This is a genomic window from Exiguobacterium sp. UBA3968 (assembly GCF_002385115.1).
Lineage (GTDB): Bacteria > Bacillota > Bacilli > Exiguobacteriales > Exiguobacteriaceae > Exiguobacterium_A.
The window spans coordinates 67243-88123 of record NZ_DGCW01000007.1 but is presented as its reverse complement, the minus strand read 5'-3'; the positions used below and the strand labels follow the sequence as shown (position 1 = coordinate 88123).

Below are 20881 nucleotides of genomic sequence, written 5' to 3'. Positions count from 1 at the left end.
GATTGTAAGAATAAAAGCGCATCAGAAGTGGGAAAAGAGGATATGGCGTATGAAAATCGAATGATATGATTAAGTCTGCGTAATTAGGTAAAAGAGGAGGATTTTATTATGCTCGTTCAAAGTTTATGTATCCCGAAGCACCAATGTGTCACGATTTCCGAAACAGCGACGATCCGTGAAGCGCTTGACACGCTTGAAAAAACCGGATACCGATGTGTCCCGGTTCTTAGTCAGACAGGACAGGATTTCAAGGGGAATATCTATAAGATGCACATTTATCGTCATGGGATGAATGGTGGCAGTTTAGACGACAATGTCATGTCGCTGATTAAGAATACATCCAAATACATCTATACAGGAAGTAATTTCTTTGAAGTCTTCTTCTCAATTAAGGAATTACCGTATATTGCGGTCTTAAATGACGACGGTCATTTCTTCGGTATCTTACCGCACGGGAAGATGCTTGGAATGCTTGAGGAAGCGTGGAATCGTGATTCGGGAAGTTACGTCTTAACGGTAGCCTTAAGTGAACAAAAAGGGGCGCTCGAGAAAATTTCGAAGATCGTTAACAAATATTCAACGGTGGCGAGTCTGATGACTCTCGATGCAAAGAGTAGTGTCATGCGTCGCGTATTAATTACGTTACCAACGGATTGTGACGAGAAGACGAAGAAAAAAATCGTGAAGAAACTTGACGACAAGGGTCTTCGTGTCGTCGCTGTTGAAGATTTAGCTGTTCGTGTATAATGGACCCGCATAAGACCAGTCATGACTGGTCTTTTTTTGAGGGAAAGGAAGGATAGACGATGAAACTATTAGTAGTAGGAGCAGGTGCGATGAGTGAGGCGCTCGTTCAAGGGTGGGTCGCTTCTGGATTTAAGCGTGAGGACATTACGATGACGAATCGCAGTGGTGGAGCACGCTTGACGGAAGTCGCGGCGCGACACGGCATTCAAACGGTCGAGCAAGAAGATGTCTCCTTATATGATGTCGTCATGCTTGGCATGCAACCCGATGGTGTACTTGCCTACGTAGCAAACCAACAATGGACGCATCAAACGATCGTTTCGATTGCGGCTCACATTACACCGGACGAAATCGAACGGTTAACAGAACGTCCGACAGTTGCTGTCATGCCGAATACACCCGTTGCCCATCGATTAGGAATGACTGGACTATGGTTCGGCTCACGCGTGAACGAAGAGATCCGAAGTGTAGTCGAGGCATTATTTGAACGTGTCGGAGAAATCGCGGAGGCAAATGAAACAACGATGCCAGCGTTCATGGCGGCAGCTGGATGTAGTCCAGCATTCTTCTATGAAATCGTAGCTGGTATGGTACCAGTTTTGACGGATGCCGGTTTTGAAGAGGGAAATGCACGTCGAATCGTTGCTCAAGCGATGAAAGGTTCAGCTGAAATTCTCATGCGTTCTAATGAGAGCACAGATCGTCTCATTGCTGACGTTGCAGCACCTGGTGGACCGACGGATCGTGGTGTCCAAGTGTTACGGGAGCGTCACCTGTTCGAAACGATGCAAGCGGCGCTACGAGAGAGTGCACGTGAAGCAAACGAATAATCCACTTCAGAACGCTTACGTATAATAAAATGCGTAAGCGTTTTTTTTGTTCACGAAAGTTTCACGTGAAACATAAGCAAAGCGATTGCATCTCGAAATGAGAATCCGTACACTATAAAAAGAAACCGTCCAGACGGTACAGTAAAATAGATAGGAAAAGGGGGAGGCTTTTGGCTAGTGCAAAAGCACAAGAGACACGTCGCCGGATTCTTGAAGCAACGACAGCGATCATATTGCAACAAGGCTTTACTCAGCTAACGCTCGATGAAGTCGCGAAACAGGCAAATGTCTCGAAAGGTGGACTATTGTATCATTTTGCTTCGAAAGAAGCGTTGCTGATGGGAGTCATCGAAGCGCAAGAAGCACGTCAATTTGAACTGTACGAACAGCATCAGTTGACGATGGGACCGATGGAAGCGTTCGTGACGTTGCAAATCCAGCAGCAAGAGGAATTCCACCTCGACATGGATGCGCTTCTTTACTTATTGTCCTTGTTAAAGGATCACGCGACGTTCGTCGAGGAACGAAAGCGACAAGTTGAGCATTTCTTCCGCCAACTGACAGAACAGATGGATCCGGTTGAGGTGTTATCGATTCGTTTTACATTAGACGGTTTGAAACTGTCGGAGCATTTTCAGTTCGGTGCACCTTCTCCGACTATCCGACAACGATTGATTCAGCAATTAATAGAACGTGCACGACAATTAGACAAGCAAATTGAAGAGTGAAGGAGAACCATACGATGAAAAAGATCATCCAGTTTTCGGTGAACAATAAGTTTGCCCTCTGGCTTATGACGATCATCATCACGGTTGCCGGTATTTATGCGGGAACATCGATGAAGCTTGAGACATTGCCAGACATCACGACACCAACCGTGTCCGTGACGACGATTTATCCGGGTGCTACACCAGAACAGGTTTTAGATGAAGTCAGTCGAGAACTTGAAAGTAAGGTCGAAAATTTACCAGGTGTCGATACTGTACGTTCGACGTCCTTCCAAAATGCATCGAACTTACAAATTGACTACAACTTCAGTACAGACATGGAAGAAGCAGAGCAAAAGGTAAAAGAAGCTCTTTCAAACGTAGAACTACCAGAAGGTGTCCAAGAGCCACAAGTATCACGGATTTCCTTTGATGCATTTCCAGTCATCGGATTCGCTGTCTCAGACAAGGAACGCTCTCTGTCTGAGTTGACGAAACTCGTCGAAAACGAACTTCAACCGAAGCTTGAGGGAATCGAAGGTGCTCAAACGGTTCAAGTTGCAGGTCAAGAAATTCGTCGAATTGAGATTCAATTTGATGAGAAAAAACTCGAACGTTACGGTTTAACAGAAGAGAATGCGAAACAATTAATTCAAGCTAATGATTCACGTTTAGCGCTTGGTTTGTACGAGCTAGGAGATAAAGAACAGGCAGTTGTACTAGATGGAAAAGCAACGACGGTCAAAGAATTAAAAGATCTTCGTCTTCCATATACACCGCCAGCAGCGAATACTCCTGAAGCAGGGCAAGCAGGGCAAGCAGGGCAAGCAGGGCAAGCAGGGCAAGCACCATCAGCAACAGGAGAGGCAGCATCCCAAACGACACCATCGACAGGTGCTACGTCGGGACAAGCAACTCAAGCACCAACACAAGTACCAACTGTCACGTTGTCGCAAGTCGCGACGATTGAAGACAAAGGGATTGAAGAATCGATTTCTCGTTCGAATGGCGAAAGATCGATTGGTGTTCAAGTGACGAAATCGCAGGACGCAAATACGGTTGATGTCGTCAATGGCGTCAAGCAGACGATTAAAGACTTTGAAAAAGAAAACGGAACGGTCAATGCATCTGTGACACTTGATCAAGGGAAACCAATCGAGGAATCCGTTTCAACGATGATTAGTAAGGCACTGATTGGTGCATTATTTGCCATCGTCATCATTTTGCTGTTCCTTCGAAACATCAAATCAACGATCATCGCAGTCATTTCGATTCCACTATCTCTTCTGATGGCGATTCTTGTGCTGAAGCAGATGGATATTTCTTTAAATATCATGACGCTTGGGGCAATGACGGTCGCAATTGGTCGAGTCGTTGATGATTCCATCGTCGTCATCGAAAATATTTACCGTCGTTTGACGGATCCGACAGAAAAGTTAAAAGGAAAAGAACTGATCATCAGTGCAACACGAGAAGTATTCATTCCAATCGCATCGTCAACGGTCGTTACGATTGCTGTATTCTTACCACTCGGATTTGTTACGGGATTCGTCGGAGAACTCTTCTTACCGTTCGCATTGACAGTCGTCTTTGCACTATTTGCGTCCTTGATCGTAGCGGTCACGGTCGTTCCGATGTTTGCGGACTCGCTCTTTAAGCGCGGTAAGGCACCAAAACCAGAAAAAGAAGAAGGTGGGAAGTTAGCGAACGGTTATCGTCGTATGCTGAATTGGTCGTTGAACCATAAATTCATCGTCTTTGGACTATCCGTCCTACTATTGATCGGAAGTTTTGCACTTGTACCAACAATTGGTGTCAACTTCTTGAATCAAGAAGGAGAAAAAACACTGTATGTCACGTACAATCCAAAACCAGGACAAACGTTGGATGATTCGTTAAAAGCAGCTGATCAAGCAGAAGATTATTTCAACAAACAAAAAAATATCGACAATCTTCAGTTTACCGTCGGTGGAGAAAATCCATTGAACCCAGGGAATACAAAACAAGGTGTCTTTATCGTCCAGTATGATCCAGACACAGAAGATTTCGCAGATGTTAAACAGACAGCAATCAAGCAGTTGAATGCCGACATTCCGACAGGAGAATGGAAAGAGCAAGACTTTAGTGGTGGAGCTGCGTCGTCAGGTGTCTCGTACTCGATCTTCGCGAATAACATTGAAGATTTAGAAAAAGTTACACCGAAATTCGTCGATGCGATCGAAGGCGAAACGAAATATGTTCGAAAAGTAACGACAGATTTAAAAGAAGCTTATACGCAGTATACGTTCGAAGTCGATCAGCAAAAAGCGGCTGAGTTCGGTATTTCAACAGCACAACTCGCACAAGGTATCGCGAATGTCCAAGGTGAGGAAAAACCACTTTCTACTATTAAGGTGGATGGGAAGGAACTCGATGTCATCGTTCCAAACGAACAAACGACATATGATTCGATACGAGACTTGGAAGAGACAGATGTCGTGACACCACTTGGTGTTCGTAAACTGTCCGATTTTGTTGAAGTGAAAAAAGGAACGACACCTGACTCACTCAACGAACGCGATGGAAAACTCGTTGCTACTGTGACAGCAGAACTGAAAACGGATAAAGCAACAGAAGCTTCTCAAGCGATTGAAAAATCCGTCAAGAATATCGATCGTCCAACGGGTGTCTCATATGAGCAAGGTGGAGTTACTGAACAGATCCAAGAATCATTCACACAACTCGGTCTAGCAATGGCAGCAGCTGTAGCCATCGTCTATCTCGTCCTTGTCATTACGTTCGGAGGAGCATTGACGCCACTCGTCATCTTGTTCTCACTTCCATTCGCAATCATCGGTGGGCTCGTTGCACTTCTGATTACAGGCGAGACGATTTCTGTATCGTCCTTAATCGGTGCCTTGATGTTGATTGGGATCGTCGTGACAAATGCGATCGTCTTGATCGACCGTGTCATTCATAAAGAAGCAGAAGGTTTATCGACGCGTCAAGCACTACTCGATGCAGCAGGTACACGTTTACGTCCAATCTTGATGACAGCCCTTGCGACGATCGGTGCCCTTGCACCACTCGCCCTTGGACTCGAAGGTGGCGCATTAATTTCAAAAGGATTAGGCGTGACGGTCATCGGTGGACTTACAAGTTCGACATTGTTGACACTTCTTATCGTTCCAATCGTGTACGAATTCTTAGCACGTTTCCGAAAAAAGAAGTCAATTGATTCTTGAAAAAACGATTAAATCACTAAAACGGACAGATATGCAGAAATGGCGAGAATAAGCCATTCAGCATATCTGTTTTTTTGTTTTGTTACAAAAGTATTACAAAAAAGAATTCGCGTTAAATAACTGTAACATGATGAAAATCTGGAACGTGATAGGATAAAAACAGAAATTATCTGACAATTCAAGTGCATATTATACTCATACATAAGAGGAGAATGAATCGATGAAAACTGTCACTCGCGTTTTGCTAACCTTAACGTTACTAATCAGTAGCTGGACACTCGTTCCGTCATCAACACAAGCCGCAACGAGTAAGAAAGTCACGATCTCCGTGGATGTGTTAAATATCCGAGCGAAAGCGACAGCATCGAGTAAGCGAGTCGGTCAATTGAAACTTGGACAGTCCGTGGCAGTGAGCGGAAAAGTGAAAGATTGGTACCAAATTCGTCATCAAGGAAAAACAGCGTATATCGCTTCGATGTATACGAAAGCATACAATGCAAAAGCAACAAAAGGATTGAGCAAAACAGGGTCAACAATCGTATCGGTAGCGGAAGGTCTTAAAGGACGCCCTTATGTTTTTGGCGCGACGGGTCCAGTTAGCTTCGATTGCTCTGGATTTACACGTTACGTCTATCAAGCACTAGGAAAATCACTTCCGCGCACAGCAGCTGCTCAGTATTCATCGACGAAACGTACAGCTCCTGGCGCCGGAGATCTCGTCTTCTTTACACACGGTAGTGGCATTCAGCACGTTGGGATCGCTGTCGATGGGAGTACGATGATCAATGCGAACTCGTATTATGGAAGAGTTGTCAAAGAATCGTTCCGTGGCGGCTACTGGGGATCACGGTATGTAGCAGCAGGGGCACTTTAAACGAAATGAAGCGACGAATTCAAATCGATGAACTCGTCGCTTTTTTATATGGATTCAGGTATAAGGAAGAACGGTCGTTCCAGCAATGAACGTTGACGGTACTTCGATTTGCGGACGAATATTCATATCGTTTCGAACTGTTAGCTGAAAAGCATGTCGTCCGATCGTAGCATATGGAATCGCGATCGTCGTCATCGATAAGACTTCAGCGAGTTCACTTCCATCAAAGCCAATGACAGAGAGATCTCCCGGGACCTGATAGCCTTGTTTTCGTAGTTCCAAGATCAGTCCCGCGGCAACGTGATCACTGGCAGTCAAGATGGCGCTCGGTCGTTGTTTCTGTTGCATCCAGCGCCTTGCGACGTTCGCACCATCTTCGATCGTCAATGTCTGTTCATAGACGAACGTGTCACTGACAACTTCTTGATACGCATGTTTACGCGCCAAACTATTCGTACTGTCGGGGCGCCAGAGACAAATACCAATGCTTGTATGTCCTTGTTGTCGTAGATGTGCAAGTCCCTGTTGAAAGGCCGTATAGTGATCGATATAGACAGCAGCGACGTCTTCGTGGTGTTCACAAAAGACAATCGGTCCATAGCGTTCGTACGGTAAAATCGCTGATAACGGAAGGCTGTGCGACACGACGATGAGTGCGTCGATCTCCTGTTGCGCTAGCGCATCAAGAGCGAGTTGCTCATGCGTTTCCACATAATTCGTTTGCCATGTCAAGAAACGATAACTGGCGTCAAAAGCCGCTTGTGCGATGCCTTGGAGAATGGCGGCGTGATATGGATGATCAACGAATGGGAGCATGACACCGACCGTCTTCGTCATGCCCGTCGAAAGATGGACAGCGGTTTGATTACGGATATAGCCAAGTTTTACTATCGCTTCTCGGACAGCTTGTCGCTTCTCGTTCGCCACGTATGGGTGATCATTTAGTACACGTGAGACTGTCGTGACGGACACGTTTGCTTCACGTGCCAAGTCTCGGATGTTCGTCATCGCGCATCCCTCCTTTAGGTCTGGCGAGATAATCGTTGTTCAAGTCGGCGCCAATCCTGTCGGGAGACGGGAGCCGAGAATGGAGATGTCTGTTCAGCCAATTCATTGATTTTTGAGAGCAGTCGTGTTTTTTCTTGAGGAGACAAATCAGGATATTGATCAACCAACGTGTGTTGACACAAATAATAGCCTGCTGGTGTGTGCAATTGTTCAATCGCCCATTCAAAAGCAACATTCCGCTTGAATAGCTGGGTTAACCGAGTATGGATCGACATGATGATTACCTCCTTTTTAGTGTATATCAAGACGATAGGGTATGAAACGCGTTTCACGGCAAGAACTATTTTGAGCAATGGATTGATTGAGAAAATTCAGCAAGAATTGACCGAGTAGACAAAGAAGTCTATGATTGTGACGATACAACACAAAGAGGGGCGAACGTAAAATGGAATCGACAGACTCGAAGCTGGCATTAAAAATGCTCGTTGTTCTATCTCGGACGATGCATGCGGTGACGGAGCAAGTAAAGGCAGACATCAAAACACATCAGTTGAATTTATCGGAATTCGGAGTCCTGGAATTGCTTTACCACAAAGGGGATACGCCTTTACAACAGATTGGCGATAAAATTCTGTTAACGAGCGGCAGTGTGACGTATGTCGTCGATAAACTCGAAAAGCGTGGATTGATTGCGCGAAAATCATGTGCGACGGATCGTCGTGTCACGTTTGGAACATTAACGGAAGCTGGACGCGAACTGATGGAAGAGACATTCCCGAAGCATGAAGCCTTTTTAGCAGACTTGTTCAAGGATTTGTCAGTGTCGGAAAAGGAACAGTTGATTGATCAATTGAAACGAATCGGTTTACGAGCCGAACATTATACGCCGCTCGAAAATGCATAAGGATTAGCACTCATATGATGGAAAAGGCTCAAGTCACGGACTTGAGCTTTTTTTTCTACAATCAAAAGTCAAACTAATTGACAAACGAAAAGGTGGTTGGTATGTTTATTTACAGAATTTACTTTAAATAAAAGGGAGAAATAATAATGACTAAATTACTTTATGTAACTGTTAACCCAAAAGCTACAGAACACTCTTTCAGCCTTCAAGTCGGTGAAGCATTCCTCGAAAGCTACAAAGCAGCGAATCCTTCAGCTGAAGTAGAAGTTCTTGACCTATATAACGAAACAGTCCAAGAAATCGACACAGACGTGTTAAGCGCATGGGGCAAATTCGCAACAGGCGAAGAATTAACAGAAGTGGAGATCGCAAAAGTTGGTACGATGACAAAACATCTCGAACAATACATGGAAGCAGATGAGTATGTCTTCGTCACACCAATGTGGAACTTCTCTTTCCCAGCACGTCTCAAAATGTACATCGACAGCGTACTTCTTGCAGGTAAAACATTCGCTTACACTGCAGAAGGTCCTAAAGGTTTGATGGAAGGCAAAAAAGCACTCCACATCCAAGCGACAGGTGGCGTGTACACAGGATCTGGTCTTAACTTCGGTGATGACTACCTCCGTCAAGCACTTGCTTTCACTGGTGTAACAGACTACGATGCCCTCTTCATCGAAGGTATGGCGATGAACCCAGAAAAAGCAGAAGAAATCAAAGAAGCAGCAATCGCAAAAGCGAAAGAACTCGGTCGTTCATTCTCGACTGTCAACGCATAAGATAAGCGTAAAAAAGGCTCCCGCCGTGTCGGGAGCCTTTTTGTATTTGTATTGAGTTAAGAGAGCGTTGATTTTTTGCGAAGCACAAGCGTCAGGAAGAGCAACAAATCTTTTAATTTCTCAAAGCCGCGGGGATGCGTCGAGATACGATAGAGCCACTCTAGCTTGAGGCGACGGAATAATTTTGGAGCACGCTTACTATGTCCGGACCAGACATCGAATGCACCACCGACACCGATGAAGATGCCGTGATCGACTTGATCATAAACAGAAGCGATCCATTCCTCCTGTTTTGGCGCACCGAGTGCGACGAGGATAAGATCAGCTTGTACTTCTGCGATCGCTTGCGTTGCTTCCTCTGTCCTTCCAAAACCGTGAAACGTTCCGACGAAGCGGATGTTCGGAAAACGAATCGATAACTGATGGATCAACGATTTCATAACTTCCGGGCGTCCACCAAGCAAAAAGACACGCTTCTTCAGTGCATCTGCCGTCCGCAATAGTTCACGTGCCGTCTCGATCCCTGGCAATGTCGCAGTGAGGGGCGCTCCCATTCGTTTACTGGCAGCGGTCACACCAATTCCATCTGGTGTGATAAACGTCGCCTGCCGTAAAATGGCTTCGTAAGAAGGTTCGCGCAATGCACGCAACACGAGCTCAGGATTCGCCGTGACAAGAAAGGCTTTTCCGCGGTCGTGTAAGATTGTTTTAATATGGGTATACCATTGCGAAGGTGTCGCATCGACGAATGGTAGTCCAAATAATTGTTTTGTCTGAATCATAGTTTCCCACCTCATCATCCATCATAGCAGAATCAAGACGTACGAACAGCGACTTGAGACTGAAAAAGGAGCGGATCCATGTGCATCCATCTTGGCAAACGGTGTTAAAAGAAGAAAAGGAAAAACCTTATTTTCAGGAGTTGTGGGCTTTTTTGAAGGAAGCCTATCAAACGACGACCGTCTATCCTCCGAAAGAGCGGATCTTTCATGCGTTTGATGCGGTCGCACTGGAAGACGTCCGGTGCGTCATTTTAGGACAAGATCCCTACCATGGTCCAGGACAAGCGAACGGACTCAGCTTTTCTGTCCATGACGGAGTTCCGATCCCGCCGTCCCTTCGAAACATGTATAAGGAACTCGTCGCGGATATCGGTTGTCCGGCTCCTACATCCGGAAATCTCGAAGCTTGGTCACGACAAGGTGTCTTTTTACTGAATACGTCGCTCACGGTTGAAGAAGGAAAAGCGGGATCGCATGCTAAAAAAGGCTGGGCATCATTCACGGATCGGGTCATTGAAGTCCTAGGAACACAGACACAACCGATCGTGTTCATCCTATGGGGAAATCACGCGAAGAGTAAAAAGGTGCTGATTGATACGAATCGTCATCTTGTTCTCGAAGCCGTTCATCCAAGTCCCTTATCAGCGAGCCGAGGATTTTTCGGTAGCAAACCTTATTCGCAAACGAATGCTTGGCTGAAAGAGCAGGGAAGAGAGCCAATTGACTGGTGTTTATCGTAAATCAAAAGCGTGTGTTCCGTTGAATGCGGAACACACGCTTTTTTGAGTTACTCAGTGACTTGAGATAGTCGGTTCTTCATCCATCATGAACTTTTCGACGACGAGGGCGACACCATCTTCATCGTTCGAAGCAGTCATATACTGGGCTTTTTCTTTAACGGTATCGGCTGCATTCGCCATCGCGACGCCAAGACCTGCCCATTCGATCATCGATAGATCGTTGTTGCCGTCTCCACAAGCAATGACTTCTTCCTGAGCGATACCAAGCTTCTCAGACAGTAAGGCAAGGCTTGTGCCTTTTGTGACACCGTCTTCCGTGAATTCAAGGAAAAATGGCTTTGAGCGAGCAACCGCGAGTTCCCCTGCAAGCTCTTGTTGAAGCGTCTGCTCGACCCGCGCGAGGTGTGTCTCTTCTGCCATCATTAAACACTTGACGACAGGTGTTTGAATCGCTGTTTTAAAATCAGCGACGGGAATGACGTCCATACCAGTCAATTGTCCTTCGAGTGTCGTATACTCGTTCGGTTGTTCTGTCAGAATCTCATGTCCGACATACGTGTGAATGTAGACATCCTCCCGTTTACTTACATCATAAAGACCATGGACCGTCTCCGGAGAGAGGGTACTGAGGAAAAGTGATTCGTTCGTTTTGCAATCGATGATCGAAGCTCCGTTGAAGCTCAGGATGTAGCTTCCGTATCGTGCGAGTTCTAGTTCTTCTGCAAGATCAAGCATCGCATATGTCGGACGACCGCTTGCAAGAACGACTTTCTTCCCACGACGTTGCGCAGCAAGTAAGGCTTCTTTCGTACGTGGTGAAATCGTATGATCACTTGTCAACAAGGTATCATCTAAATCGAGAACAATCATTTTGTACGTCATACATTCAAACCCCTTTCAATTATCTGTATATCGTAACAACTTGTGTCCCATTCGACAATATACTCTCCATTGAGAGAGTATGATAAAGTGGAAACAGAGCCCGTACGGAAAGGATTCCAACTTTATGAAATATCTCTTCATGATCATATCAAGTCTATTATTAGCAGGATGCAGTACGATGTTTCCGCATCCCGCCTCTCTACTCCAACATCCGTCCCTTCCGGCATGGGAGCAGTCGTTGAAAGAGCGGATTGACCGCGATTTGCCGAAACAGGCAGAAATCGTGGCGCCACGAAATCAAGCAGTATCCCGTCTATACGAACTCGTTGATTTAGATCGAAACGGTAAGGATGAGGCGATCACCTTCTACCGTAGTGAGCAGGATGGACGTTTCACGATTCATCTTCTCGTTCATGAACGACAAGGTGAAAAATGGCGACTTGTGACACGGCAGACAGTTGCTGATGGGCGAGCCATCGATCGACTCGAAGTCGTATCTGACGCGCAACATAAACAAAACCATTTAGTCATCGGGATTACCAGTTATGGTGAAAGCACGTTATATATCATTGAACAGCTGTTGTCGAAGCAACGAGATGTCACGAAGGTGGATCGGTATGACCGCCTGTCGGTGGATGATTTGAATCAAGATCGCGAGCGAGATATGGTGCTTCTACAAAAGGGAAGTCCATCTCGTTTGATCTATTATAAGGATATCTTGTCGAAAAAGCGTCAAGAGACGACGCTAGCGACAAAAGATGGCGATTTATTCGCAGAACATGATTTATTTGAAGTCGATACGATCAATGCTGCGCGCAATAAAGGCTTGATTGTCTCTTATACACGTGATGCTAAGATGCACATCGCATTATTCCGTTTAGCGAACGATACGTTGGAACAAGTGCGCTTCGGTCAAGTCGATGAGATCGTTGAACCGATGTATACGTTTCCGAAGGATGTCGATCAAGACGGAATCGTCGAGTTCGGTCATCAATATACGCCGGGCGGTAGTGAAGGGCGTGAAGGTGAGCCGAAACCACGTATCACCGCGTACTACACATGGAATGGATCGGACAATCCGCCATTTCTTGAGAGTGGATTCGAACTACGGGAAGAGCAGTACATTGATCAGGAATACAATTTCGTTATGCGTTTCCCGGCCAATTGGGCGACACGGGAAACGATCGAAAAACGTGAAAATCGCGTTCGTTTCATCAATCGGGATACGAAGCAGGTTGATTTTGAATTAGAGATCATTCCAAAGAATCAATACATTGCTAGTGACCAAAAACGAAAAATTAAAGAGGGCATCGATTATGTCTATGTGATCGATGCGACGAAGGATTATGAAATGTTCGTCAATCGTGTCACACTCGTGGAATAAAGAATCAGGGGGAGAAAAGAATGACCAAAATACTAGTAGCCGAGGATGAACACGCGATTCGCAGTTTCATCGTCATCAATTTGAAACGGGCAGGCTATGACGTCATTGAAGCGGAAAACGGAAAAGAGGCACTCGCGCAATTTGATCAACAAACCTTTGATATTCTGTTACTGGATATCATGATGCCAGAAGTCGATGGTTTCGCTGTCTGTGAACAGGCGCGGGCGAAGGATGAAGTGGTCGGGATCATCATGCTGACGGCACGGACGCGAGAAGAAGATAAAGTCATGGGACTAAGCGTAGGGGCCGATGACTACATCGCGAAGCCGTTCAGTCCAGCAGAATTACTCGCACGTATCCAGTCGCTCCTGCGACGGGTAGAGACATTACGCCGCAGAAAACAGCCGCGTGAACTTGTTTCTGGACCGTTCCGAATTGATTTAGGAGCGAAGCGTGTCCAAAAAGACGGCATTGACGTCGAAGTGACGCCGACTGAATATGATTTACTTTGTCATTTCATTAAAAATGAGGATCAAGTCATGTCGCGAGATGAACTACTCGATGCGGTATGGGGCGAGAACTATTTCGGCGATCGAAAGACAGTCGATGTCAACATTCGCCGTCTTCGTCAAAAAATCGAAGAAAATCCAGCGGAACCGAAGTTCATCGAGACACTGTGGGGACATGGATACAAGTGGCGTAACGAAGAATGAAGCGCCAGATATTAATGCGGTTCATGACGATCATCACGGTGACGGTCCTACTTGTCATCGGGATTCTCTCATTCGTGACCTATAACTATTATTACGTGACGGCGACGGATGTCTTGAAACGTCATGCGAATGCGAGTGCGGTGTTGTTTGCAAATAGTGGTCTCGCTTATGATTACACGGATTCAGAAGCGACGATTCATGATGTACTCGATTCTTATGCCTATCCAGATGCAGAAATCGAAGTGTTGGATGCGACAGGCATTCCGCGCTATTCCTCGACAGGGTTCATTTCGCAACGTAAATTGACGCGAGAGGCAGTCAATCAAGTAAGAGCGGGTCAAACCGTCACGAAACGATATGACGATGAGGCGACGGGAGAGCATTTGCTGGAAGTGACGGAACCTGTCGTGTCATTCGGTCAGACGACGGGAGCGCTCCGTTATACGACATCGCTTGAACGAATCGACCGACGTGTGATTGAAATTTGTTTAGCGATCGTCCTCTTGGGTACAGTAGTTTGGGGACTTGCCTTCATTTATTCCTCACGTCTGGTGTCTTCGATCGTTCGACCTATCCAAGAGGTAATCGGTGCGTCGGACCAAATCGCGAAACAACATTACGACGTTAAGGTGAACGAGGAGTATTCGTTCGAACTTGGAGAACTAGCACGGACGATCAATTATATGGGGCAACAGATCAAACAACAGGAAACATTGAAAGATGAATTCATTTCGGGTATCTCCCATGAGTTACGGACACCGTTGACATCGATCAAAGGCTGGAGTGAGACGTTACTCGTCGAACAGGATCAGTTGCCGGAAGAGGCGTCGCTTGGGATGGGCATCATTCATTCAGAGACGGAGCGTTTGATTTCGCTCGTTGAACAGTTACTCGATTTCTCAAAACTCGAGACGAGTCGTCTCGTCCTATACCGTCAGGAAGTCAACTTAACGGAAATCATCGAGACCGTCGCAGCGCAACTACGGCAAAAGCTGGAAGAGAAAAATGTTCAGATTGTGCAAAAGTTACCGGCGCAAGTCATTGGTCTATACGACGAAAACCGATTGAAACAAGTCTTCTTGAACCTGCTTGATAATGCAATCCGTTTTTCACCAATTGGAGGAGCGATTACGGTTCGACTCGTTCGTTCCGAGCGTGTGTTATTCCTTTCTTTCAGTGACGAAGGACCTGGTATTCCGAAAGAACACCTACGTCATGTCACGGAAAAGTTTTATCAAGTGCAAAAAGGAAAGGGCGGAACGGGACTCGGGCTATCGATTTGTCGAGAGCTTGTTGAAGCACATGAAGGCAAGCTATTCATCGACAATCAGCCAGAAGGCGGCGTCATCGCGACGATTCTGCTCCCTGTCACGAAAGCGTAAACACTCAGACAGGCAGAGTGAAACAGAAACTGGTAAAGTAAAGTAGATTATAGTACGAAATGGATCAGATGATAGGAAACGGAGGAATCAGTCATGGCACTTGGTGTTTCAAATGGTACGCTTCAACCGCTCTCCGGAAAACCGAATGCGGTATCTACTCAAACCGATCTACAGGATATGAAAATGCGTCCGCTCCCGTTCAAAGGAACGCTTGCGGATTCGAAGTTCCACCTCTTACGTATTCTACAAAGCCTCGACCGAGTCAAAATCGTTAAGGAGGAAGGAACATACATCCATGCCATCTTCACGAGTAAAGTCTTTCGCTTCAAGGATGACGTCGAATTTTACTTCGATGAAGCCGCGCAAGTGATTCATTTCCGTTCGGCATCACGTGTCGGATACTCTGACTGGGGCGTCAACCGTAAACGGATGGAAGACATCACACGTCGGTATGAGGAGGGTTTGCGATGAAGACCTATCAATTAGTTGTCATCGGTGGTGGTGCAGCCGGAATGACGATTGCTGCCGGTGCAGCAAGTCTTGGTGCACATGTTGCCCTGATTGAACGTCATGCACATCTAGGTGGAGATTGTCTCCATTATGGTTGTGTTCCTTCAAAGGCTTTGATTGAAGCCGCACACGACGTGCACGTCATGAAGCGGACGGCTGAAAAATACAACGTGACGCTGAACGGAGACGCGGTCTATTCCAAAACGAAAGCAAGCGTTGATCGTGCGCGTAACATCATTCAATCACATGATGGAACGAAACGATTTGAAGATCTTGGTGTCGATGTCTATATCGGAGAAGCGACATTCCTTAGTGCACATGAAGTCGAAGTAGCGGGACAGCTTGTCGTTGGTGAAAAGTTTGCGATCTCAACAGGATCCCAACCGATCATTCCACCGATTGATGGACTAGATACGATCGATTATTTAACGAACGAGACGATCTTTGAATTAACAGAGCGTCCTGAGCGGCTGCTCGTTATTGGTGGTGGGGCGATCGGTCTTGAGCTGTCGCAAGCTTACGCGCACCTCGGAACGGAAGTCACAGTTATCGAGGGCATGAAGACGCTGCTCGGAAAAGAAGATCGTGACATGGTCGAAGTCATTCAACGTCAGCTCGAGCAAGAATTGACGTTGCATCTCGATACGAAGGTCACGCATGTCCGCAAGTCAGCTGGAGGCATCGAAGTGACGGTCGAAGCAAATGGGGAATCACGTGTCATCGAAACGGATGCCGTTCTTGTCGCGGTCGGTCGTAAGCCACGCATCGAGGCGTTACGTCTTGACCGGGCTGGTGTTCATGTCGAAAAAGGATTCGTCCAAGTCGACGGTTCGCTCCGGACAAGTCAGCGGCATATCTTTGCCGTCGGAGATACGATTGATTCCTTACCGTTTACGCACGTCGCAGGACTAGAAGGAAAAACCGTCGTCACAAATGCTTTGTTCGGTTTACGGACGAAACCTGATTATCGAGCGGTCCCGTGGGTAACATTCACAACGCCTGAATTGTTCCATCTCGGTTTGACAGAAGAAGAAGCACGTAAGAAACACGGTGACATCAAAGTCTACCAGACGGGTCTCGATGAAGTGGATCGTTTCGTCATCAATGGTCAGACGGAAGGGCGCGTCAAGCTCATCGCCGATAAACGCGGGAAACTGATCGGGGCACATGCGATCGGAGAACAAGCCGGCGAGTGGATGCAAGAAGTCGTCTATGCAATGGCACGTAAAGATAAGGTCGGTCAACTGTCACGTGTCGTGCATCCGTATCCGATTCGTGGTGCTGCCGTTCAGCGTGCTGCTGATGTCTACTGGCGTGAGCGTTTATTCGCTGGTCCGATCCCAAAATGGTTGAAACGTTATTTCGACTGGAAACAAGGAGAATGATTCATGCAACAACCTGCTACTAAACGGAATTTTGTCCCACTCGTCATCCTGTTGACTCTTGTCATCAACCTACTCGTGGCTCTCTTATTTTTTGCGCCACCTGTACAAGTCGACTCAGGATTCGATTGGACGTTACTTCCTTTTTTGAACGCCATCTTTAATAGTTTTACCTTCATGCTGTTGCTCGGCGCATGGATTTCGATTCGTCGCGGTAACCGCGTGAATCATCGCCGCTTCATTGGTGGTGCGATGACGACGACAACGCTATTCTTGATTTCATACGTCACGTACCATGCAGTCAGTGAATCGACGAAGTTTGGTGGAGAAGGATTTGTTCGTCCGATCTATTTCTTCATCTTGATTACGCACATCATTCTAGCTGCAGTCATCGTTCCGCTCGTCTTGATGTCACTCGCGCATGCTGTGAATCAAAATTTCGAAAAGCATAAAAAATGGACACGCTTTACGATGCCGCTTTGGTTATACGTCAGCTTCACTGGCGTCATCGTCTATATCATGATTCGTCCGTATTATTGAAAAGATCCTTCGTGGGTAACCACGAAGGATCTTTTTTTACGTGCCGGACTTAACTTTCGTTTCGTCGAGTACGTTTGCTTTTAAGTCGATCAATGGTCGAATCAATACCTCGACACGTCGATTCTGACTACGACCGGCTTCTGTTTGATTGGACGCAATCGGTTGGAACTCTCCGTAACCGCTGACAGTAAACCGTTTTGGTTCGAGCTTTGGATTACGTTGTAAGGCACGCATGAAACTGATCGCCCGGTCTGCACTGAGTTCCCAGTTTGATGGATACTGTGCCGTATTGATTGGGATATTATCCGTATGACCAGAGACTTGAATCTGACGTTGTCCTGCCTTGACGAGTAGTGCACTCATGCCTTCTGCGATTTGAAGCGAGCGTCCTCTTACTTCTGCTTGAGCTGGCGAGAAGAGGGCTCGGTCACGAATCGTGAAGACAAGTCCTTCATTTGTAATTTCCACCTTGATGTCTTTTTCGAGCTGTTCATTTTTGATATATTTGTTTGCTTCGTCTTTAATCTTCTCGAGTTCTGCGATTTCATAGCTTTGTGCCTTCGTTCGCGCGTCGAGTTTTTTCGAATCCTCTTCTTCTTGAGTGGAGAGCGAGCTGTTCGTAATCATCCCTGAACCACCATTGAAGACGGAGCTAAACGACTGGGACATCGCTTTTAGCTTGACGGCATCGACATTACTCGAAGCAAAAAGAACGATGAAGAGTGCTAGAAGTAAGGTCAATAAGTCGGCGTAGGGAATCAACCAGCCTTCGGAGATATGTTCGTCATGCGGCTTCTTTTTCCGCTTCATAATTCGCACGCTCCTTCGGTGTCAGGTACACGAGTAGCTTATCTTCTAAGTTTTTTGGTGATTCACCGTTTTGGATCGACAGAATGCCTTCGATCATCATCTCGTACAGTTGAATCTCGCTCGCTGATTTTTGCTTCAGTTTCGTTGCGAACGGGAACCAAAGGACATACCCGGTGAAAATCCCGAACAGCGTCGCGATGAAGGCACCTGAGATCGCATGACCTAATTTTTCAATATCCGACAGATCGGATAAAGCGGCAACAAGACCAACGACGGCACCGAGAACCCCAAGGGTCGGAGCGTAAGTTCCAGCTTGCGTGAAGATGTTTGCATTGGCATGATGCCGTTCCGTCATGTTTTCGAGGTCGCGCGTCATGACGTCCTCGACATATTCAGATGGCTGCCCATCGATGACCATCATGACACCACGCTTCATGAACGCATTGTCGACTTCTTCTAAAGCTGCTTCTAATGACAGCAGTCCTTCTTTCCGTGCTTGCGTCGAAAGTGTCAGAAACTGTCCGAGTAAGACTTGTTTCGTCATTAATTTTTGTTCGAAAAAGATGACTTTAAACAGTGCCGGTAGTACCTTTAGGCGTTCCTTCGGGAAGGAAATCATGATGGCAGCGGCTGTCCCGACGAAGATGATGACGAGGGCTGCAGGGTTAAGTAGGGCGACTGGAGGCGCACCTTTTAAGATCATTCCTCCGATCAATGTGATAAGACCTAGTATGATCCCGATTATCGACACGATATCCATGATTGATGTGTGCCACCTTTCTGTATGTAATGCGTATAAGAACGAAAAATAAAAGAGCAGAAGACACTTCTTCTGCTCGGAAATCCAAAAACCGAGAATCAAGCGCCGTTTTCATCGATTAGCATTTGAATGCTTTCGTTTCGTTCGTCACGCTCTATATCGGTCAGTACGTCGTATTTTTTTAACACTTGATACAATTCATTTAGAATCGGTTGCTCCAAATGTAGTGACAAGAGTTCCTCAAATTGATAATACAATTGCGCAGGCATCCATTGTGATTGCCGTTCCAGCCTTCGCCAGACATCCTCAATCGAATGATCAGCCGTCTTAGGGTCCACTGTTTCCCTCAACCTCCTTTAATGATTACACGTCCACTTTTATCTAGTTTACCAAAAAAATAAGAAAACGTTTAGTCGATTGCATATTTCGATAGAACTTCTTAATTCGAGGGAGTATGATAAAGACAATTCTGTCTGAAAAAAATCTAGGGGGAGTAAGATGTTCTCGCATAAAAGACGTTCACCACTGGCACGTTTTGGTCGTGTGGGTGAATTGATGTACCATCAGTTGTTCGATAAACCGGCACGCTTCATCGCGACGGGTTTCACATTGACGATTTTGCTAGGTGGTTTTTTGTTATGGTTGCCTATTTCGCAACAGGAGGGGCAAGATATCTCCTTCATCGATTGTTTGTTCGTCGCGACTTCTGCCGGAACCGTTACCGGTCTATCGACGATTAATATCGCGGAAGCCTTTAATCTGTTCGGGCAACTTATCATGATGCTCTTGATTCAGGTCGGAGGGCTCGGCTTCATGACGATTGCGCTCGTCTTGCTGAGCGTGACAGGGCGAAAAATCGGAATTCGTCAGCGCATCATCATCCAAGAAATGTTCAACCTCGATAGCCCAGGGGGAACGATTCGTCTTGTTCGAAATATCATCGTCACGACAGTCCTTGTCGAAATCGTTGGTATGTTCTTGATTGCGCTCGATTTGTTCATTCAATACAAATATAGCTTTGGGAAAGCACTTTACTACGGTTTGTTCCATGCCGTATCTGCCTTTAACAATGCAGGGTTCGCACTTTGGGGCGATAACTTGATTGGTTTCCAACAAGATACGACGTTCATCTTGACGATCGCGGCGCTCTTGATGATTGGTGGATTAGGCTTTACGGTCATTGCTGACATCGCGGGAAAACGAAGCTTCAAAAAAATCTCCCTACACTCGAAATTGATGGTGCTGTCGTTATTCGTCATTAACGGACTGGGTGTCTTAGCGATGATGCTCTATGAATGGGTGTCTCACTTAGGTTCATTACGCGACGAGTCGTTCTTTCATGCACTTCATATCGTATTCTTCCAAGTCGTCACGACACGGACGGCTGGTTTCCAGACAATCGACTTAACGACGATGGTGCCGCTCTCGATCGGCTTGATGATGGTCTTAATGTATATTGGAGCAGGTTCCGCGTCGACAGGCTCCGGGATCAAGGTTACGACGGCGGCGGTCATCTTAAAGAATGTCTGGACGTATCTACGCGGACAGCGTGAGACCGTTCTGATGCGACGGACGGTGCAAGCACAGGCAATCCAAAAAGCGTATGCGATTGCTGTCTTCAGTTTATTGTTCATCGCTTTGATTACGACGCTCCTTGCGTTGAGTCAACCGAATCTATCGTTCATCGGTCTATTCTTTGAGACCGTCTCTGCATTCGGGACGGTCGGTCTATCATTGAATGTGACACCAGAGTTAAATAGCTTTGGGAAGTTCTTAATCATGTTCATGATGCTGCTCGGGCGTGTGGGATCCTTGACGATCTTGTTCACGTTTGCGGCACAACGAGACCGGACAATTCGTTATCCAAAAGAAAATATGTTGATCGGGTAACCGATAAAAAAAGTCCAATCGACTTCCCTTAGG

At 46.3% G+C, this 20881-nt stretch carries 22 protein-coding genes; 15 read left to right on the top strand and 7 right to left on the bottom strand.

Going from position 1 to position 20881, the window contains the following annotated elements; translation table 11 throughout:
• Positions 1 to 108: 108 nt before the first annotated feature.
• From cbpA to B3S86_RS13155, 5 genes are all read left to right on the top strand, one after another.
• Entirely contained in the window at positions 109 to 747 is a 639-nt protein-coding gene (gene cbpA, locus B3S86_RS13175) for a cyclic di-AMP binding protein CbpA (RefSeq protein ID WP_035412021.1), read from the top strand.
• Positions 748 to 806: 59 nt separating this feature from the next.
• A complete protein-coding gene (locus tag B3S86_RS13170; RefSeq protein WP_035412024.1) occupies positions 807 to 1577 on the top strand; it encodes a pyrroline-5-carboxylate reductase family protein in 771 nt (256 codons plus the stop codon).
• 170 nt (positions 1578 to 1747) lie between these two features.
• Positions 1748 to 2305, top strand: coding sequence for a TetR/AcrR family transcriptional regulator (locus B3S86_RS13165; RefSeq protein WP_035412025.1), 558 nt, complete (start codon positions 1748 to 1750; stop codon positions 2303 to 2305).
• Positions 2306 to 2319: 14 nt separating this feature from the next.
• Entirely contained in the window at positions 2320 to 5508 is a 3189-nt protein-coding gene (locus B3S86_RS13160) for an efflux RND transporter permease subunit (RefSeq protein WP_290753523.1), read from the top strand.
• Between the two features lie 220 nt (positions 5509 to 5728).
• Positions 5729 to 6382 (top strand): C40 family peptidase, encoded by a 654-nt coding sequence (locus B3S86_RS13155; protein WP_035412031.1) that lies wholly within the window; start codon positions 5729 to 5731, stop codon positions 6380 to 6382.
• 54 nt (positions 6383 to 6436) lie between these two features.
• On the opposite strand, the gene B3S86_RS13150 is transcribed toward B3S86_RS13155, so the two are convergent.
• Entirely contained in the window at positions 6437 to 7390 is a 954-nt protein-coding gene (locus tag B3S86_RS13150; protein WP_290753517.1) for a LacI family DNA-binding transcriptional regulator, read from the bottom strand.
• A 14-nt stretch (positions 7391 to 7404) separates the two neighbouring features.
• Positions 7405 to 7665 (bottom strand): hypothetical protein, encoded by a 261-nt coding sequence (locus B3S86_RS13145; protein ID WP_035412036.1) that lies wholly within the window; start codon positions 7663 to 7665, stop codon positions 7405 to 7407.
• Between the two features lie 170 nt (positions 7666 to 7835).
• On the opposite strand from B3S86_RS13145, the gene B3S86_RS13140 reads away from it, so the two are divergent.
• Positions 7836 to 8294 carry a MarR family winged helix-turn-helix transcriptional regulator gene (locus B3S86_RS13140; protein WP_035412039.1) on the top strand — a complete coding sequence of 153 codons (459 nt, stop codon included), beginning with the start codon at positions 7836 to 7838 and terminating at the stop codon, positions 8292 to 8294.
• A 146-nt stretch (positions 8295 to 8440) separates the two neighbouring features.
• Positions 8441 to 9073, top strand: coding sequence for an NAD(P)H-dependent oxidoreductase (locus tag B3S86_RS13135; RefSeq protein WP_023469709.1), 633 nt, complete (start codon positions 8441 to 8443; stop codon positions 9071 to 9073).
• Between the two features lie 56 nt (positions 9074 to 9129).
• Here B3S86_RS13135 and B3S86_RS13130 read toward each other — a convergent pair whose 3' ends face one another.
• Positions 9130 to 9855, bottom strand: coding sequence for a WecB/TagA/CpsF family glycosyltransferase (locus tag B3S86_RS13130; protein WP_290753513.1), 726 nt, complete (start codon positions 9853 to 9855; stop codon positions 9130 to 9132).
• A gap of 80 nt (positions 9856 to 9935) precedes the next feature.
• Between B3S86_RS13130 and ung the strand changes: the two genes are divergently transcribed.
• Positions 9936 to 10595, top strand: a complete 660-nt coding sequence (ung, locus tag B3S86_RS13125; RefSeq protein ID WP_290753511.1) for a uracil-DNA glycosylase — start codon at positions 9936 to 9938, stop codon at positions 10593 to 10595.
• A 51-nt stretch (positions 10596 to 10646) separates the two neighbouring features.
• Here the strand turns inward: ung and B3S86_RS13120 are convergent, their stop codons facing one another.
• On the bottom strand, positions 10647 to 11477 hold the full coding sequence (locus B3S86_RS13120; RefSeq protein ID WP_290753509.1) for a Cof-type HAD-IIB family hydrolase: 831 nt from the start codon (positions 11475 to 11477) through the stop codon (positions 10647 to 10649).
• Between the two features lie 124 nt (positions 11478 to 11601).
• Between B3S86_RS13120 and B3S86_RS13115 the strand changes: the two genes are divergently transcribed.
• From B3S86_RS13115 to B3S86_RS13090, 6 genes are all read left to right on the top strand, one after another.
• On the top strand, positions 11602 to 12861 hold the full coding sequence (locus B3S86_RS13115) for a hypothetical protein (protein WP_290753507.1): 1260 nt from the start codon (positions 11602 to 11604) through the stop codon (positions 12859 to 12861).
• A gap of 20 nt (positions 12862 to 12881) precedes the next feature.
• Positions 12882 to 13574, top strand: coding sequence for a response regulator transcription factor (locus B3S86_RS13110; protein ID WP_035412051.1), 693 nt, complete (start codon positions 12882 to 12884; stop codon positions 13572 to 13574).
• Positions 13571 to 14956 carry a sensor histidine kinase gene (locus B3S86_RS13105; RefSeq protein ID WP_035412052.1) on the top strand — a complete coding sequence of 462 codons (1386 nt, stop codon included), beginning with the start codon at positions 13571 to 13573 and terminating at the stop codon, positions 14954 to 14956. The genes B3S86_RS13110 and B3S86_RS13105 overlap by 4 nt, the downstream gene beginning before the upstream one ends.
• Positions 14957 to 15049: 93 nt before the next feature.
• Complete coding sequence (locus B3S86_RS13100; protein WP_056064860.1) at positions 15050 to 15427, top strand: DUF1499 domain-containing protein; 378 nt, start codon at positions 15050 to 15052, stop codon at positions 15425 to 15427.
• A complete protein-coding gene (locus B3S86_RS13095) occupies positions 15424 to 16851 on the top strand; it encodes a dihydrolipoyl dehydrogenase family protein (protein ID WP_035412058.1) in 1428 nt (475 codons plus the stop codon). Before B3S86_RS13100 ends, B3S86_RS13095 begins: the two co-directional genes overlap by 4 nt.
• 3 nt (positions 16852 to 16854) lie before the next feature.
• A complete protein-coding gene (locus tag B3S86_RS13090) occupies positions 16855 to 17388 on the top strand; it encodes a DUF420 domain-containing protein (RefSeq protein WP_056064864.1) in 534 nt (177 codons plus the stop codon).
• 36 nt (positions 17389 to 17424) lie between these two features.
• On the opposite strand, the gene B3S86_RS13085 is transcribed toward B3S86_RS13090, so the two are convergent.
• The 3 genes from B3S86_RS13085 to B3S86_RS13075 form a co-directional block, all read right to left on the bottom strand.
• Positions 17425 to 18198: a flagellar motor protein MotB gene (locus B3S86_RS13085; protein WP_035412064.1), complete on the bottom strand. Its 774-nt coding sequence runs from the start codon at positions 18196 to 18198 to the stop codon at positions 17425 to 17427.
• Entirely contained in the window at positions 18173 to 18958 is a 786-nt protein-coding gene (gene motA, locus B3S86_RS13080) for a flagellar motor stator protein MotA (RefSeq protein WP_035412066.1), read from the bottom strand. Before motA ends, B3S86_RS13085 begins: the two co-directional genes overlap by 26 nt.
• 98 nt (positions 18959 to 19056) lie before the next feature.
• Complete coding sequence (locus B3S86_RS13075) at positions 19057 to 19296, bottom strand: hypothetical protein (protein WP_023469697.1); 240 nt, start codon at positions 19294 to 19296, stop codon at positions 19057 to 19059.
• Positions 19297 to 19456: 160 nt separating this feature from the next.
• Here B3S86_RS13075 and B3S86_RS13070 point away from each other — a divergent pair, with 160 nt between their 5' ends.
• The gene (locus B3S86_RS13070) at positions 19457 to 20848 is read left to right on the top strand and encodes a TrkH family potassium uptake protein (RefSeq protein WP_035412070.1); all 1392 of its coding nucleotides are present in this window, start codon (positions 19457 to 19459) and stop codon (positions 20846 to 20848) included.
• The last annotated feature ends 33 nt before the right edge of the window (positions 20849 to 20881 follow it).